Source organism: Allobosea lathyri (assembly GCF_900108245.1).
In the GTDB taxonomy this organism is placed as follows: Bacteria; Pseudomonadota; Alphaproteobacteria; order Rhizobiales; family Beijerinckiaceae; genus Allobosea; species Allobosea lathyri.
In genome coordinates, this window is record NZ_FNUY01000006.1 from 103,919 (window position 1) to 120,371 (window position 16,453).

Annotated in this window: 11 protein-coding genes; 4 read left to right on the forward strand and 7 right to left on the reverse strand. The window is 66.3% G+C overall.

Annotated elements, in window-relative coordinates; translation table 11 throughout:
- The first annotated feature begins 323 nt into the window (after positions 1–323).
- On the forward strand, positions 324–1,106 hold the full coding sequence (gene hisN, locus C4S73_RS15380; RefSeq protein ID WP_103873400.1) for a histidinol-phosphatase: 783 nt from the start codon (positions 324–326) through the stop codon (positions 1,104–1,106).
- Here the strand turns inward: hisN and C4S73_RS15385 are convergent.
- Positions 1,011–2,108: an alpha/beta hydrolase gene (locus C4S73_RS15385; protein ID WP_103873401.1), complete on the reverse strand. Its 1,098-nt coding sequence runs from the start codon at positions 2,106–2,108 to the stop codon at positions 1,011–1,013. The two genes, hisN and C4S73_RS15385, sit on opposite strands and share 96 nt — an antisense overlap.
- 218 nt (positions 2,109–2,326) lie before the next feature.
- On the opposite strand from C4S73_RS15385, the gene C4S73_RS15390 reads away from it, so the two are divergent.
- The gene (locus C4S73_RS15390; RefSeq protein WP_103873402.1) at positions 2,327–2,800 is read left to right on the forward strand and encodes an Hsp20 family protein; all 474 of its coding nucleotides are present in this window, start codon (positions 2,327–2,329) and stop codon (positions 2,798–2,800) included.
- Positions 2,801–2,924: 124 nt separating this feature from the next.
- On the opposite strand, the gene C4S73_RS28255 is transcribed toward C4S73_RS15390, so the two are convergent.
- Positions 2,925–3,971: a hypothetical protein gene (locus C4S73_RS28255; protein WP_160115792.1), complete on the reverse strand. Its 1,047-nt coding sequence runs from the start codon at positions 3,969–3,971 to the stop codon at positions 2,925–2,927.
- 91 nt (positions 3,972–4,062) lie between these two features.
- Complete coding sequence (locus C4S73_RS15405) at positions 4,063–5,118, reverse strand: threonine aldolase family protein (protein ID WP_103873404.1); 1,056 nt, start codon at positions 5,116–5,118, stop codon at positions 4,063–4,065.
- A 607-nt stretch (positions 5,119–5,725) separates the two neighbouring features.
- On the opposite strand from C4S73_RS15405, the gene gltB reads away from it, so the two are divergent.
- Positions 5,726–10,429: a glutamate synthase large subunit gene (gene gltB / locus C4S73_RS15410; RefSeq protein WP_103873405.1), complete on the forward strand. Its 4,704-nt coding sequence runs from the start codon at positions 5,726–5,728 to the stop codon at positions 10,427–10,429.
- Positions 10,430–10,546: 117 nt separating this feature from the next.
- A complete protein-coding gene (locus C4S73_RS15415) occupies positions 10,547–11,971 on the forward strand; it encodes a glutamate synthase subunit beta (RefSeq protein WP_103873406.1) in 1,425 nt (474 codons plus the stop codon).
- A 71-nt stretch (positions 11,972–12,042) separates the two neighbouring features.
- Here C4S73_RS15415 and C4S73_RS15420 read toward each other — a convergent pair whose 3' ends face one another.
- From C4S73_RS15420 to C4S73_RS15435, 4 genes are all read right to left on the reverse strand, one after another.
- Positions 12,043–12,312 carry a hypothetical protein gene (locus C4S73_RS15420; RefSeq protein WP_103873407.1) on the reverse strand — a complete coding sequence of 90 codons (270 nt, stop codon included), beginning with the start codon at positions 12,310–12,312 and terminating at the stop codon, positions 12,043–12,045.
- 12 nt (positions 12,313–12,324) lie between these two features.
- Positions 12,325–13,539 (reverse strand): SGNH/GDSL hydrolase family protein, encoded by a 1,215-nt coding sequence (locus C4S73_RS15425; protein ID WP_103873408.1) that lies wholly within the window; start codon positions 13,537–13,539, stop codon positions 12,325–12,327.
- Between the two features lie 103 nt (positions 13,540–13,642).
- Positions 13,643–14,872: a lytic murein transglycosylase gene (locus C4S73_RS15430; protein WP_103873609.1), complete on the reverse strand. Its 1,230-nt coding sequence runs from the start codon at positions 14,870–14,872 to the stop codon at positions 13,643–13,645.
- 83 nt (positions 14,873–14,955) lie between these two features.
- Positions 14,956–16,185, reverse strand: coding sequence for an MFS transporter (locus C4S73_RS15435; RefSeq protein WP_103873610.1), 1,230 nt, complete (start codon positions 16,183–16,185; stop codon positions 14,956–14,958).
- Between the last annotated feature and the right edge of the window lie 268 nt (positions 16,186–16,453).

Consider the following 16,453-nt stretch of genomic DNA (forward strand, 5'->3'; position numbering starts at 1 on the left):
GCAGGAAAACGTCGACAAGTTGCCGTGGCAACGAAAAAAAGGGCCGCGCACTTGCGTGGCGGCCCAAGTCTAGGGAGGAAACGCCCAAGGAGGGCAAACGAAGGCTTGAGGTGATCGCCCCTTCGCAGTGCACAATATGACGGTGCGACGCAAAAAAGCAAGCCGATTCCGCGTTAATCTTATGGGGCATGCGCTGTGTGCAGAGCGGGCGCCGTATTTCGCGTCGTTTTCCTTGTTTTCTCGCAAGACCGGGCTCATCAGGGATCATCCGACGGGCGGGATTCGCAGTGGAATGCTGCGTAGCAACATTTTGGGGGCACTTTATGAGCGCAGTGGATTTTGGCGCCTTCGTCGCGGAACTGGCGACGCAGTCCGGCCAGGCAATCCTGCCTTTCTTCCGTGCGCATCATGCCACCGAGGATAAATCGCAGGGCGGCGTGTTCGACCCGGTGACGGAGGGCGACCGTGCGGGCGAAAACGTGATGCGCCATCTGATCAAGCGCAGCTTTCCGGCCCATGGGGTACTCGGCGAGGAGTTCGGCAGCGAGAACACCAATGCCGAATATGTCTGGGTGCTCGATCCTATCGACGGCACCCGCGCCTTCATCTCGGGCATCCCGGTCTGGGGCACGCTGATCGGGCTGATGCGCGACGGCGTGCCGGTCTACGGCATGATGCACCAGCCCTTCACCCAGGAGCGCTATTCCGGCGACGGGCGCGAGGCGCGGTATGAAGGGCCGGGCGGTGCGAAAAAGCTCCGCACGCGCCAGGTCGGCGACCTCGGCGGCGCCACGCTGATGACGACGTCGCCAACCCTGTTCAAGGGCGAGGAGGCGCAAGCCTATGGCCGGGTCGAGAGCAAGGTCCGGCTGTCTCGCTATGGCTGCGACTGCTACGCCTACTGCATGCTGGCGGCAGGCCATGTCGATCTGGTGATCGAGAGCGGGTTGAAGCCCTACGACATCGTCGCCCTGATCCCGATCGTCGAGGGCGCCGGGGGCGTCATCACCTCATGGGATGGCGGCAGCGCCGCCGGCGGAGGCCGGATCATCGCGGCCGCCAGCAAGACGCTGCATCAGGCCGCCCTCGAGCTGCTCGCGGGCTGAATTGCCAGCGCCCTGATCCTCGCCGGGAATGAAGGCGTCGAAAGCCGCCCAGAACTGGGCCCGGATATCGTCGGTCTCCATCAGGATCTCGTGACGGGCGGTGGGCAGCACCAGCGCGGAGCCGGTCTTGAGACGCGCCGCGAAACGCTCGATCGCCGGGGTCGAGACCACCGGGTCGCGGCCGGCGGCGATCACAAGCGTCGGCACATGCACGTCCAGCGCGGCCGAGGGGGCGTTCAGCCGCGCCATCAGCCTGAAGGCCGTGCGAACCCAGGCGATCGTGGGGTCGCCGATGCTGAGATGGCGGGCCTGCGCGGAGAGCGCGCTGTTGCGGGCATAGCGGACCGGGTCTGCGGTCAGGCGATTGCCCTCGAAGGGCTTCGTCGCGATCGCGGTGTCGCCGCCGCCGGGAACGAAGGCCTTGCCCAGGCCGAGCCAGAACATCAGGCTCGCCAACCGGTTGGCGAGGCCGGGCCGCTCGATCATGGTGAGTCCCAGCATCGGCGCCAGCGCCACCAGCCGCGAGACCGGAAGCTCGCCGCGCCGTGCGGCATCGAGGCAGAGCGCCGCCCCCATCGAATGCGCGAGCACGAAATAAGGTTCGGGCAGCGCGCGCATCTGCGCCATTACCAGAGCGAGATCATGCTCGTAATGCCGCAGGCGGCCGACATGGCCCTTGCGCCCCCGTTGGGTGAAGCGCTGCGAGCCGCCCTGGCCGCGCCAATCGAAGGTCAGGACATGGAAGCCCCGGCGGCGCAATTCGGCAATCGTTTCGCTGAACCGCTCGATGAACTCGGCGCGGCCCTGCACGAGGACGATGGTGCCGCGCGCCGGCTTGACCGTCGGTCGCCAGCTCGCAAAGCGCAGGCGCGCGCCGTCCTGGGTCGTCGCGAACCAGACCTTGCCATGTCCCGGAACAGGATATTCGGGGAGGGCAAAGAGTTCGGCCTCTACCATTTCGGGCTCGGCGACATCAGGCTCTGAGTTTTTAGGCTTGGCCATTGTGCGCTTTCGAATCAGCGCGCCCGTTTCCGGCCGCGCCCAGCTGCAAGCGAATGTGCTGCAGGATGTTTATGCCTGCCGTTGCCTCCTCTTGAAAAGCCGAAAACATCTTCCCAACTCAGTGTTGCGCAGGCCGGAACCGGCTGCGCGAAGCTGAAAAAGGCCCGCGCTCATGGTGAGGCGGGCTGACCACATGTCGCTTCCTTTGGAGGACAACCATGCGTCATTTCGATCTTTCACCGCTCTATCGCTCGACCGTCGGCTTCGACCGCCTGTTCTCGCTGCTCGACCAGGCCGGCAGCAACGAAGCCACCCCGACCTATCCGCCCTATAATATCGAGCGCACCGCCGAGAACGCCTACCGCATCACCATTGCGGTCGCCGGTTTCGGTGAGAACGACCTTGCCATCGAGAGCAAGGAGAACGCGCTGACCGTTAGGGGCGACAAGCAGGCCGCCGATGGCGTCGAGAAGCGCGAAGTCCTGCATCAGGGCATCGCCGCGCGCGCTTTCGAGCGTCGCTTCCAGCTTGCCGATTACGTGCAGGTGACCGGCGCGAGCCTTGAGAACGGCTTGCTCCATATCGATCTCGTCCGCGAGATTCCCGAGGCCAAGAAGCCCCGCCAGATCGCGATCGGCGGCAGCAAGGCCAAGGTGCTCGAGGCCAAGGTCGAGACCGCCAAGGCCGCGTAATCCAGCCGGCAGCATGGCCTGACGTAAATGATGGCCTGAAGTCAATGATGGCCTGACATGAATGGGGCGTCCCCGGTTGCCGGGGACGCCCTTTTTCATTGCGAGATATCTGGCCGTCGCCGCCTCAGTTCAGCGGGACGGCCGGTGCCATCGGCGTTTCCGACCGGGGCTGCGAGGGCGTTGCATCCGGCGTCTGGACCGGAGGATGGGCTTGCGGCGTCTCGACGGAAGGCGCGGCTGCCAATGGCGGCTTGCGTTCGGCCTCGTCGCTGCCGCGCACATCGGCGGGGTTCACGAGCCTGGGCTTGTCTGCGCCGGTGTCGGGAACGACGGCGCCCGGTGTTGGCGCGGGCGGCGTGGCAGGTGCAGGCGGCACGACCGTGGCCGGAGCGCTGGCGGATGCCGGGGGCTGGTCCGCGGGTTTCGGCTTGTCCGGCTCGGCTATGTGGGGCGGCGCTGCCGGTGAGGGCGGCACAACGGTAGCCGGCGCGCTCGCAGAGGCTGGTGCCTGCTCGGCGGGCTCGGGCTTTTCCGGCTCGGCTGCTTGCGGCGGCGCGGCGGGGGAAGGCGGCACAACGGTAGCCGGCGCGCTCGCGGATGCTGGCGCCTGCTCGCTGGGCTTCGGCTTCTCCGGTTCGGCGGCGCGTGGCGGGGCGGCGGGCGAGGGCGGCACGACCGTCGCGGGCGCGCTCGCCCGGCCCGGAGGCTTCAGCGCGGCCGGGCGTTCCGGGGGCTGCGGAATCAGGCGGGGGCGGGCCGGGCGCTCGCTTTCACGCGGATCGGCGCGGGCGACATCGGGAGCCGCGCGACGGGAGGGCTGCAGCGGGATGGTATCCATCAGGTCGCCGCTATAGGCGTCGAAGATCAGCCGGGTGCGCCGGCCATTGGCGGTTTGACCGTCGACGACATAGGATGAGCCGGCGCGGACCATCCGGTCGACCTGGGCCAGTCCGAATTCGCGGGCCGCGATCCGGCCGATCGAACGCGGCGGGATCGGGGCGGGTGGCCGCGGCGCCATATAGCGGTAGCCGTAACCGTAGCCGCCGCCATACTCCTCGCCTTCGTAGAGATAATATTGAGCGGACGCTGCCCCAGCCGTTCCCGCCAGTGCGCCGGCCACCGCCAGACCCATCAGTGCGATGCGTGTCGGCGCGGTCGAACGAATTGCCATGTCATGATCCTCTCGGAGCTGATTCAGGCGTTCAGTCTTCCTTAGGGAATACGGCATGCGTGCGGCTGAAATCGGGGTGGAATCCAGCGGCTCAGTCGCCGAGGGCCGCAATCAGTCGCTCGACCTGCTCGGCCCGCGTGGCAAAGGACATGACGAAGCGGCCGACGATTTCGCCATCCGCAAGCCGGTTTTCCGCCGCCAGGGCGCGGTCGGACCAGGTGATGTAGCTCACGCCCGCCGCCTTGAGCGTCTGCTGCATGGCGGGCGTCAGGATCAGAAAGACCTCATTGGCCTGGCTTGGCCAGGCGAGCCGGACGGCGTTGCTTCCAGCGACGGCTTCGGCCAGCCTCCTGGCCATCCCGTTGGCGTGGCGGGCAAGGTCGAGCCAGTGCCCATCCGCCAGCAGGCCCTCGAACTGGGCGCCGATCAGGCGGCCCTTCGAGAGCGTCTGGCCGGCGCGCTTGCGACGCCACTTCATCTCGGCGGCGGCGTCCGGATCGAAGAAAATCACGGCCTCGGCCGCCCAGGCGCCGTTCTTGGTGCCACCGAATGACAGCACGTCGACGCCCGCCTTCCAGGTGATCTCGGCCGGCGAGCAGCCGAGCGTCACCAACGCGTTGGCGAAGCGCGCGCCGTCCATATGGAGCTTCAGGCCGCGGGGCGCGGCAGCCTGCTTCAGGGCGCTGATCTCGGCTGGCGTATAGATCAGCCCGCATTCGGTCGCCTGCGTGATCGAGAGCGCCTGCGGCTGGACCTGATGCAGCGCGCCTTCGCGCAAGCGGGCGAGAGCCTGCGTCACGGTTTCGGGCTGGAGCTTGTTGCCCGTGCCGGGCAGGCCGATCAGCTTGGCGCCGTCGCTGAAGAATTCGGGCGCGCCGCACTCGTCGTCGGCGACATGGCTTTCCTCATGGGTCAGCACGGCGCCCCATGGTCGCGTGATGCTGGCCAGAGCCAGCGCATTTGCCGCGGTGCCGCTGGCGACAAGGAAGACCGCGACCTCGTGCTCGAAGATCTCCGCGAAGCGACGCTCGACGCCTTGCGTCCAGCTGTCGGTCCCATAGGCGGAAGCCGCACCGTCATTTGCCGCGGCGATCGCAGCCATCACCTGGGGGCTCGCGCCGGCGGTATTGTCGCTGATGAAGTTCATGCCCTAGCGATAGTTGCGGGCGTGTACGATGCCAAGCGCAGGGCGCGAACGGGGGCTCTGCAGACCACGCTTAACAAGGTTTGCCCCCTATGCCGAAAAACAAGAAGCGTGCTGCCTGAGTCCGGCTTTCGTTTCGGATGTGTCCGATTTAGATGCGATATAGCAATAAGATTTCACGGAGGCATGAAATCGGCGCTTGTGCGGACATTAGAATTCTGGCAAATTCGTCTCAATAGGACAGTGTTGCTGTCCCATTTTTCACCGCGCCGACCAAATGCCTGCATAGGCTGAGGTCGCGCCATCGCAACGGAGCGGAGCTATGACGAGAGGCAGGGCAGATCACGCCAAAGCCACGCGTAAACGCGCCGCTCGCAAAGCGACGGCATAAGACAGGCGCGACCGGGCGACGAGCCCCAGCGCCTGCGGAGGACGCGGGCGCGACGAAAACAGCGCAAGCAAGCCTCTGAGAGACAAGAGCGGCCCGTGTTGGCCCCTTCCTTGCTGCCGCCGGATGGTCGGTAGCGGGACCGGCGCGGCGAAGGATGGTGTGGGCTGAAGGTCTGCCCGACGGCGCAAGCTGGCGGGCATTGGCAAGCGGGGTTTGACGATGAGCGGAACCAGCAAGTCGAGCGGTGTCAACGCGAAGAGCGTGGAAAGCTTCGAGCGTTTCCCTGCCGTGCGCGACCCGGCCATGCCGGAACGCCAGGGATTGTATGATCCCTCGATGGAGAAGGATTCCTGCGGCGTCGGCTTCATCGCCGACATGAAGAACCGCAAGAGCCACGCCATTGTCGAGCAGGGCCTGCAGATCCTGCGCAATATCGACCATCGCGGCGCGGTCGGGGCCAATCCCAAGCTCGGCGACGGCTGCGGCATCCTCACCCAGATCCCGCATCGCTTCTTCCAGGAGGAATGCGCGGCGCTCGGCATCGATCTGCCCGAGCTTGGCCACTACGCCATCGGCCAGTTCTTCATGCCGCAGCAAGCGGAGGACCGCGCCGTCTGCGAGGACATCGTTTCGCAGGCTGTGACGGAGGAGGGGCTGATCTTCCTCGGCTGGCGCGATGTGCCGGTCGATGGCTCCGACCTCGGCGAGGCCGTGAAGGAGAGCGAGCCGGTGCACCGGCAGCTTTTCGTCGGGCGTCCGGCGGAGATCACTGAGGAGGAGGATTTCGAGCGCAAGGTCTATGTCCTGCGCAAGGCCGTCTCCAACAAGGTCTACAAGCGCCAGGACCGGGCAACCGCGACCTATTACCCGGTGTCGATGTCGGCCCGCACCATCGTCTACAAGGGCATGGTTCTGGTCACGCAGCTCGGCTCCTATTTCAAGGATCTGACCGATCCGCGCTTCGAGAGTGCGCTTGCCCTCGTGCACCAGCGCTTCGCCACCAACACCTTCCCGTCCTGGCGCCTCGCCCATCCCTACCGGATGGTCGCCCATAACGGTGAGATCAACACGCTGCGCGGCAACGTCAACTGGATGGCGGCCCGCCAGGCCAGCGTCGATTCCGAGCTCTTCGGCGCCGACATCTCGAAGCTCTGGCCGATCTCCTATGAGGGCCAGTCCGACACGGCCTGTTTCGACAACGCGCTCGAATTCCTGGTGCAGGGCGGATATTCGCTGGCCCATGCCATGATGATGCTGGTGCCCGAGGCCTGGGCCGGTAATCCGCTGATGGATGAGGAGCGGCGCGCCTTCTACGAATATCACGCGGCGCTGATGGAGCCCTGGGACGGGCCGGCCGCGATCGCCTTCACAGACGGCAAGCAGATCGGCGCGACGCTCGACCGCAACGGCCTGCGCCCTGCGCGCTATCTCGTCACCGATGACGGACTCGTCGTGCTGGCTTCCGAATTCGGCGTGCTGCCGATCCCGGAGGAGAGCATCGTCGAGAAGTGGCGGCTGCAGCCGGGCAAGATGCTGCTGATCGACCTCGAACAGGGCCGCATCATCGGCGATGACGAGATCAAGACCTCGCTGTGCCTGGCCAACCCCTACAAGGACTGGCTGAAGCGCACCCAGATCGTGCTGGAAGACCTGCCGCCGGTCGAGGCGCGGGCGCAGCGCATGGACGTCGCCCTGCTCGATCGCCAGCAGGCCTTCGGCTACACGCAGGAGGACACGCGCATCCTGATGTCGCCGATGGCGGTGACCGGGCAGGAAGCCGTAGGCTCGATGGGGACGGACACGCCGATCTCGGCGCTCTCGTCGAAGTCGAAGCTGCTCTACACCTATTTCAAGCAGAACTTCGCGCAGGTGACGAACCCGCCGATCGACCCGATCCGCGAGGAGCTGGTGATGAGCCTGCTCTCCTTCATCGGCCCGCGTCCCAATATCCTCGATCTCGAGGGCACCTCGCGCCGCAAGCGGCTCGAAGTGCGCCAGCCGATCCTGACCAATGACGATCTCGAAAAGATCCGCTGCATCGGCCATTACGAGGATCGCTTCGACACCAAGACGATCGACTTCACCTATCCGGCGCGCGATGGCGCGGCCGGGATGACGGAAGCGCTGGAGCGGCTCTGCGAACGTGCGGAGGCTGCGGTCCATGGCGGCTACAACATCATCATCCTGTCCGACCGCCTGGTCGGGCCCGACCGCATCCCGATCCCGGCGCTGCTCGCGACCGCTGCCGTGCACCACCATCTGATCCGCAAGGGCCAGCGCACCTCGGTCGGACTCGTCGTCGAGAGCGGCGAGCCGCGCGAGATCCATCATTTCTGCTGCCTCGCCGGCTATGGCGCGGAGGCGATCAACCCCTATCTCGCCTTCGACACCCTGCTGGGCATGCATGCGGACGGTGCCTTCCCCGAGGAGGTCGACGCTCGCGAGGTGGTCACGCGCTACATCAAGTCGGTCGGCAAGGGCGTGCTCAAGGTCATGTCCAAGATGGGCATCTCGACCTACCAGTCCTATTGCGGCGCGCAGATCTTCGATGCGGTCGGCCTGAAGAGCGATTTCGTCGAGCGCTATTTCTTCGGAACCGGCACCGCCATCGAGGGCGTCGGTCTGGGCGAGATCGCCGAGGAGACGGTCCGCCGTCATCGCGACGCCTTCGGCGATGCGCCGGTCTACCGCAACTCGCTCGATATCGGTGGCGAATATGCCTATCGCATCCGGGGCGAGGACCATGTCTGGTCGCCCGATGTCGTCGCCTCGCTGCAGCATGCGGTGCGGCTGAACGCGCGCGACCGCTACGAGGACTTCGCCAGGCTCGTCAACGACGAGGCACAGCGCCTGACCACCATTCGCGGGATGTTCAAGCTCACGCTCGCCAGCGAGGCAGGCCGCCAGCCGGTGCCGCTGGAAAGCGTCGAGCCTGCCGCCGATATCGTCAAGCGCTTCGCCACCGGCGCCATGTCCTTCGGCTCCATCTCGCGCGAGGCGCATGAGACGATGGCGATCGCGATGAACGCGATCGGCGGCAAGTCCAACACCGGCGAGGGCGGCGAGGAGGCGATCCGCTTCAAGCCGATGGCGGATGGCCGTTCGAAGCGTTCGGCGATCAAGCAGGTCGCGTCCGGCCGCTTCGGCGTCACCGCCGAATATCTCGCCAATGCCGATGTGATGCAGATCAAGGTCGCGCAGGGCGCCAAGCCCGGAGAAGGCGGCCAGCTGCCCGGCCACAAGGTCGATGCCAAGATCGCCAAGGTCCGGCATTCGACGCCGGGTGTCGGCCTGATCTCGCCGCCGCCGCATCACGACATCTACTCGATCGAGGATCTGGCCCAGTTGATCTTCGACCTGAAGAACGTCAACCCGGCGGCCGATGTCTCGGTCAAGCTCGTCTCCGAGATCGGGGTCGGGACGGTTGCGGCCGGCGTCGCCAAGTCGCGCGCCGACCACATCACCATCTCCGGCTTCGAGGGTGGAACGGGCGCGAGCCCGCTGACCTCGCTGAAACATGCCGGCTCGCCCTGGGAGATCGGCCTTGCCGAGACCCAGCAGACGCTAGTCCTCAACAAGCTGCGCGGCCGCGTCGCGCTGCAGGTCGATGGCGGGTTGCGCACCGGGCGCGACGTCATCATCGGAGCGCTTCTGGGCGCCGACGAGTTCGGCTTCTCGACCGCGCCGCTGATCGCGGCCGGCTGCATCATGATGCGCAAGTGCCATCTCAATACCTGCCCGGTCGGCGTCGCGACGCAGGATCCGGTGCTGCGCAAGCGCTTCAAGGGCCTGCCCGAGCACGTCATCAACTACTTCTTCTTCGTCGCGGAGGATGTGCGCCAGATCCTGGCCGAGATGGGCTTCACCCATCTCGACGAGGTCGTTGGTCGCTCCGACCTGCTCGACAAGCGCGATGCGATCGAACACTGGAAGGCCAAGGGGCTCGATTTCACCCGGCTCTTCCACAAGGTCGACATGCCCAATGTGGCGATCCGCCATGTCGAGCTGCAGAAGCATCCGATCGACGACGTGCTCGATCGGGGGCTGATCGCGGAGGCGCAGACTGCGGTCGACACCGGCGCGCCGGTCGTGATCGAGCGCAAGATCTGCAATGTCGACCGCAGCGTCGGCGCGATGCTGTCTGGCGTCGTCGCCAAGGCTCACGGCCATGCCGGTTTGCCTGAGGACACCATCACGGTGAAGCTCAAGGGCACGTCGGGCCAGAGCTTCGCGGCCTTCCTCGCGGCGGGCATCACCGTCGAGCTGACCGGCCAGGCCAATGACTATGTCGGCAAGGGCCTCTCGGGCGGCAAACTGATCGTCAAGCCCGACCCCGCCTCCAAGGCCGTTCCCGAGCGTTCGATCATCGTCGGCAACACCGTGCTTTACGGTGCGATCGCGGGCGAGGCCTATTTCCGCGGCGTTGCCGGCGAGCGGTTCGCGGTGCGCAATTCCGGCGCGATCGCGGTGGTCGAGGGCACGGGCGACCATGGCTGCGAATACATGACCGGCGGCCTCGTCGCGGTCATCGGCCCCACGGGCCGCAACTTCGCGGCGGGCATGTCGGGCGGCATCGCCTATGTCCTCGACGAGGACGGCACGTTCAAGGCGCGCTGCAACCTCTCCATGGTCGATCTCGAACCGGTCGAGGAGGAAGAGGACCTGATGGAGCGGCTGCACCATCATGGCGGCGATCTCGAACATAAGGGCCGCATCGACATGGCCAACATGTCCGGCCATGACGAGGAGCGCCTGATCCAGATGCTGACGAACCACGCCAATTACACCGGTTCGGCACGGGCGCGCACGATCCTCGACAATTGGGCGGATTACCGGACCAAATTCGTCAAGGTGATGCCGGTGGAATACCGCCGGGCGCTGCGCGAGATGGAACAGGCCCGCACCTTGCAGGCCGCAGAATAGTCACGCGTCAGTCCCGGATCTGAGCCTAGCGCAGACCCGGGAACCTCCATCAAGACAGGCGCCCCATCGGTTGGGGATGCCCGGGTCTAGCCCGGGCATGACGACGAGAGAAATGACATGGGCAAGGTCACGGGCTTCCTCGAATACGACCGGCAAGAGCAGAAGTATCAGCTCGCCGGCGATCGCATTCGCCATTTCCGGGAGTTCACGCTCCCGCTGGAGGAGCGCGATATCAAGAAGCAGGCGGCGCGCTGCATGGATTGCGGCATCCCGTTCTGCCATGGCCCGACCGGCTGCCCGGTGCACAACCAGATTCCGGACTGGAACGAGCTGGTCTATTCCGGCGGCTGGGAGGATGCGCTGCGCAACCTCCATTCCACCAACAACTTCCCCGAGTTCACCGGCCGCATCTGCCCCGCGCCTTGCGAGGAGGCCTGCACGCTGAACCTCGAGAACATGCCGGTCACGATCAAGACGATCGAGCAGGCGATCGCCGACAAGGGCTGGCAGCAGGGCTGGATCGTGCCCGAGCCGTCGAAGGCGCGCACCGGCAAGCGCATTGCCATCATCGGCTCCGGCCCTGCGGGGCTGGCTGCGGCGCAGCAACTCGCCCGCGTCGGCCATGACGTGCATCTCTATGAGCGCGAGGCGCGGGCCGGCGGCCTGCTGCGCTACGGCATCCCCGACTTCAAGATGGAGAAGCGCCATATCGACCGGCGCGTGACCCAGATGGAGGCCGAGGGCGTCACCTTTCACTACAACGTCAATGTCGGCGTCACCGTGCCGTTTGCTAAGCTGGCGGCCGAGCATGATGCCGTGCTGATGACGGGCGGGGCCGAGGCGCCGCGCGATCCCGGCCTGCCCGACACCAATCTCGGCGGCGTGCATTATGCGATGCCGTATCTGACCCAGCAGAACAAGCGCAGCGGCGGCGAGGACCTCGCCAAGGTCACGCCGATCCTGGCCGGCGGCAAGCATGTCGTGGTCATCGGCGGCGGCGATACGGCGTCCGACTGCGTCGGCACCGCCTTCCGGCAGGGCGCGCTGTCGGTGACGCAGCTCGACATCCGCCCGATGGCGCCGCAGCTCGAGGACAAGCTCACGGTCTGGCCGTACTGGCCGACGAAGTTCCGGACGTCCTCGTCGCAGGCCGAGGGGGCGGAGCGCGAGTTCCAGGCGGCGACATTGGGCCTGGAGGGCCGCAACGGCCGCCTCACCGGAGTGAAATGCGCGCGCGTCGACGAGAAGCGCAAGCCGATCCCGGGCACCGAGTTCACGCTGCCGGCCGATCTCTGCTTCCTCGCCATCGGCTTCGCCGGTTCTCTGATCGAGGGTATGATCGAACAATCGGGGGCGGCGGTCGACAAGCGCGCCAATGTCGTCGCCAACGAGACCGACTATCGCACCAGCGTCGACAAGGTCTTCGTTGCCGGCGACATGCGCCGGGGCCAGTCGCTGGTCGTCTGGGCGATCCGCGAGGGCCGCCAGGCGGCCCACGCCATCGACAAGCAGCTGATGGGTGAAACGATCCTGCCGATGTGAACGGGCGCCGTTCCGGGCTCAGGCCCGCGACCAGCTCGGATATCGCCGTTTCCGTGTGAGCTTGATCTGCTCTAGCGGAATCGGCTGCCGGCAATCCAGATTGGCTTCCATGTCAGCATCCCAAGCAGCCCGCCTATAGCGAACCCCAGCGCGCTGAAGGCAAGCCCGTCCCGTCCGTGGGTCCAAGGCAGAATAAGATATCCGCTTGTGCTGATCAGGGCGCCGCGTTTGACGAAGAGGACATAGGCGCTGCCAACCAGAAAGCTTCCGGCAAAGGCAAGCAGGATTGCAAGCGCGATCCCGAGGGCCATGACTGCAGCGAATTTGAGAAGTGTCGTCATGGCGATGCCAAATCACCGCGGCCAGCGATAGTCGTCGAGACGGCCGGGCCTGGGCTCGGGCACGATACCCTCGGCGAAGATGCGGTCGAGCTGGGCGGCCGCTTCGCCGCGACCGCGAGCGTCCGCGATCGAGGCCAGAAGGGCCTGCTCGCCTGCGCTCGCTTGCCCGGTCAGCGGCAGGATCGGCCCTGCCAGGGGCTTGGCCTGCAAGGCGGCCGGCAGGCTGATCGTCGGCAGGCCGGCGACCATGCGGTCGATCAGGGCCTCGACGCCACCCGCCTGCAATTCGGGACTGACCGGCGCGCCGGTATCGGGGGAGACCGGCAGCGCGATGACGTTGCCCTGGGGCTGGGCCTCGATCAGCCGGCGGATCAGGATGTCGACGAAATGCGCCGCCTTGCGCGCGCCCGCTGCGGTGAAATGGATGCCGTCGCCCAGGCGCAGCCGCATCGTCTGGCCGGAGACATCGGGCCCCATCGCGGCGTAGCGGTTCTCGGTATCGACGAAGGCGCCCCAGAGATCGACATATTGGCCGCCCGCGCGCTCGACCTGCTGGCGGTACAGCTCATTGAAGGTCACGAAATCGGCCGACAGACGCTGGTTCTGGACCGGCGGCGCGCCGACCCAGATCAGCGGAATGCGCCTGGCCGCGAAGGCATTGGCGATCGTGTCGATCCGGCCGCGGTAGAGTTCGAGCCAGCGCGGGCTCAACGGGTCGTGGACGGTCTCGCCCTCGCGGATCGCCTGCCGGTCGTTCAGCCCCAGCAGCATTACGCCCGCGCGGATCTTCTGGTCGCCGGCCAGCAGCTCGGCGACAGCCTTGGGCCAATCGTAGAAATCGGTCCGGACGAGGCCGGAATCGGGCTTCGCCTTATGGATCACGGCGATGTCGGGCCGATTGTTGAGGGCGTCGTCGAGCCCGCCCGCGAGAAGGTTGCCGAGAGAATCGCCCATCACCACGATATGGTGGGCGACATCGACCTTGGGGATCACGGGGTCGTCGCGGACGATGACGGGCGCCGAGGCGCGCGGGCGTACGACGACCGGGGCGACGCGCTGGCGCGGTCGTTGCGGCACGACGACAGGTTGCTGCGGTTGCTGCCAGAACAGCGAGAAAAAACTGCGCCCACCCTGCGGCGGCCCGCTCTGGGCGATGGATGTCGGCCCGCCCGTCAACAGGAGCAGGCAGGCGGCACCTAGAAGCGTGACCATGGAGCGCAAACGCATCGGATTTTCGATCCAGCGCTGGACAATATCGAGGCGAATATAGTGCGAGCGTGCCGGGAAGTCAGCGCCTGCAAGTCAGCGCCTTCAAGTCAGCGCCTGGAACTCAGCGCCCGCCGCGCATCTTCGCCAGCAGGGCCGGCGTCGGATAGCCATCGGCGATTTCGCCATTGCGCAGCTGGTATTGCCTGACCGCCTCGCGCGTGCCGGTGCCGATGCGTCCGTCGGCGTCGTGATTGTAGAGGCCGAGCAGCTTCAGGCGGCGCTGCACATCCTGCGTGCCGGCCTTGTCGAGGCGCGGGGCCTTGGTCGGCCAGTCGGCCTGGATGGCGGGGCGGCCGGCGATGCGATCGCCGAGATGTCCGACGGCCAGCGCATAGGCGTCCGAGGAATTGTATTTCTTGATGACGTCGAAATTCTCGGTCAGCAGCATGACCGGGCCGCGATGGCCGGCCGGATAGAATAGCCGAGCCTCGCCCGACGAGGGCAGCCCGCGCCCATCGGCCCGGCGCACGCCGGCGGCGTTGAACGAGGAGAAGCTCGCTTTGTTCAGGCGGTGGTCGAAGCCATCCGGCAGTGTGACCTCGAGGCCCCAGGGCAGGCCGGGAACCCAGCCATAGCCCTTGAGGTAATTGGCGGTGGAGGCGAGCGCGTCGCTGGTCGAAGACCAGATGTCGGCATGGCCGTCGCCGGTCCAGTCGACGGCATATTTCATATAGCTCGACGGCATGAACTGGGTGTGGCCCATCGCGCCGGCCCAGGAGCCCCGCAATTCGCTGCGCTCGACATGGCCCTTCTGAATCAATTCCAGCGCAATCAGCAGTTCGTCGCGGAAGAAATCGCCGCGATAGCGAATATGGGCCAGCGTCGCGAGCGAGCGGATTGTATCCTTGTTGCCGGTGAACGAGCCGTAATTGGTCTCCATCCCCCAGACGCCGAGCACGACCTCCTTGGGCACGCCATAGCGGGCCTCGATCTGCGACAAGACGCCGGCATGCTCGGCGGCGGCATCGCGTCCGCGCGGGATACGCGTGCCGCCGACCGCGCTGTTGAGATAGCCCCAGATCGGCGCGGTGAACTCGGACTGCTTCTTCGTCAGTGCGATGATGGAAGCGTCCGGCGTGACGTCGCGAAAGGCGAGGTCGAAGGTCGCGCGCGAGATGCCGCGCGCCTGCGCCTGCGGCCAGAGCCGCTGCAGGAAGGCATCGAAGGACGCATTGGCGGGGGCGGTCGAGGTGTTGGCGCGTGCGGCCGACACGTTGATCGAGCCGGTTGTCTGCGCCAGGGCCGGGGCGAGGTTGAAGATGGCCGCGGCGGCAATGACGGACAGGCGCATGAGGGTCCCCGGATGACGGCTGAAGGCAAGCATGCCCCAAGAGCGCCTGAACAAGATTAACCAAGGGTTAAGCGAGCGCAATCCTATGGGCGAACCTGCGGGACAGGGGCGGTGTCGGAGCCTGTCGGCGCCTTCGCACGCGTACGGTTCACCAGGAACGCCACCGCTCCCAATGCCAGAGCAATCAGGCTGCCGAGCGAGAAGACGGCGGAATACGCAAGGCCGGCCCGCTCGACCAGGGGGCCGCCGCCGAAGGCCGCGATGCCGTAGCCGATCTGATAGAATGCGATCAGCGCGCCCAGCATGGCGGCCGATTGCGCCGGGAACTCCTTGCCAGCGAAACTCAGGCTCAGCGGCAGGATGGCCGAGCAGGCGAGGCCGACCAGAGCGAAGGCGGCGATGCCGGCACTTGCGTCCTGTGCCCGCGCAACGAGCTGGAAGGCCAGCGCCAGCAGGAGCGGAAGTCCCACAAAAACGAGCGTGACCGGCAGCTTTCGCGCGAGAACGGCGAAGATGACCCGCCCGAGCGTCAGCATGATCCAGAAGGCCGTGAGGGCATATGACGCGTTTTCAGCGGAGACATTGCGCTGGGTGGAGAGATAGAGCGCCGCCCAATTGCCGCTGAGGGTTTCGGCAATGCCGTAAAGCAGCACCGCGGCCGCATAGATCCAGAAACGGCCGGGCAAGCTGGCGCCGTGGCTGGCCTCACCAACCGGCAGATCCAGCGGCGCGCGCAGCGTCGCCAGCAGCATCGCGCCAAGCGACAGGCTCATCAGGACCGGCAGGGCCCACCATGTGCCGAGCCAGCTGAACAGCGTGATCAGCAGGGGCGCGAGCGCTGTGCCAAGGCCGATCAGTGCGTTCAGGGTCAACACCGCGAAATCCTGGCGGGCCGGCGTGGAAAGGCCCTGGATCAGCGTGTTCAGCGTCATGGTCGTCGCGCCGAAGCCCAGGCCGAGCGCGCCGGTGGCGAGGCAGAGCGTGACGAAGGCTGCCGGCGAGCCGATCAGGAAGGGGCTCACGGCAAGCAGCGCCATGGAGGCGAGGTTGCCGCACAGCCCGAACTGCAAAACGCCGCGCAGGCCGAGTCGCCGTGCGAGCGACGAGCCGAAGGCCGACGCCAGGATGGCGAGCACGACCTGCGGAATGAACATCGCGCCATATTGCGTACTGCTCAGCGCAAAGCCGGTGGGGCTGACGAGGATCGCGCTGGCGGCTGGAAATGTGACGAGCGCCAGGCCCTGCACGACGCCAATCACATAAAGCAGCCCGATTTCGAACGGGCTGGCGGCTCCCGGCGTGGTTCTTGGCATGATTGAGTTGACCCAGCGGCGCTGCGACAAGTGGTCGCCCACCTGATGGCGCTTGGCAAGAACCCGGGAGGGGCCGCATTCCGGCAGCAGCGCAACCTCTCCCGGATTTGACAAAGCGGCGGCGCTGGCCGAGTCTGGCGGGATGTCTAGCGCATTCCAATTTCGTCGCGACCTGCATCGGTCGGGCAACCTCATCGCGGGCCACTAGCCCCGGGTCTGTCGCGCTACGCGCCCAGATTCGGGGCGCGCGTGCTTACGACGCGTAGGA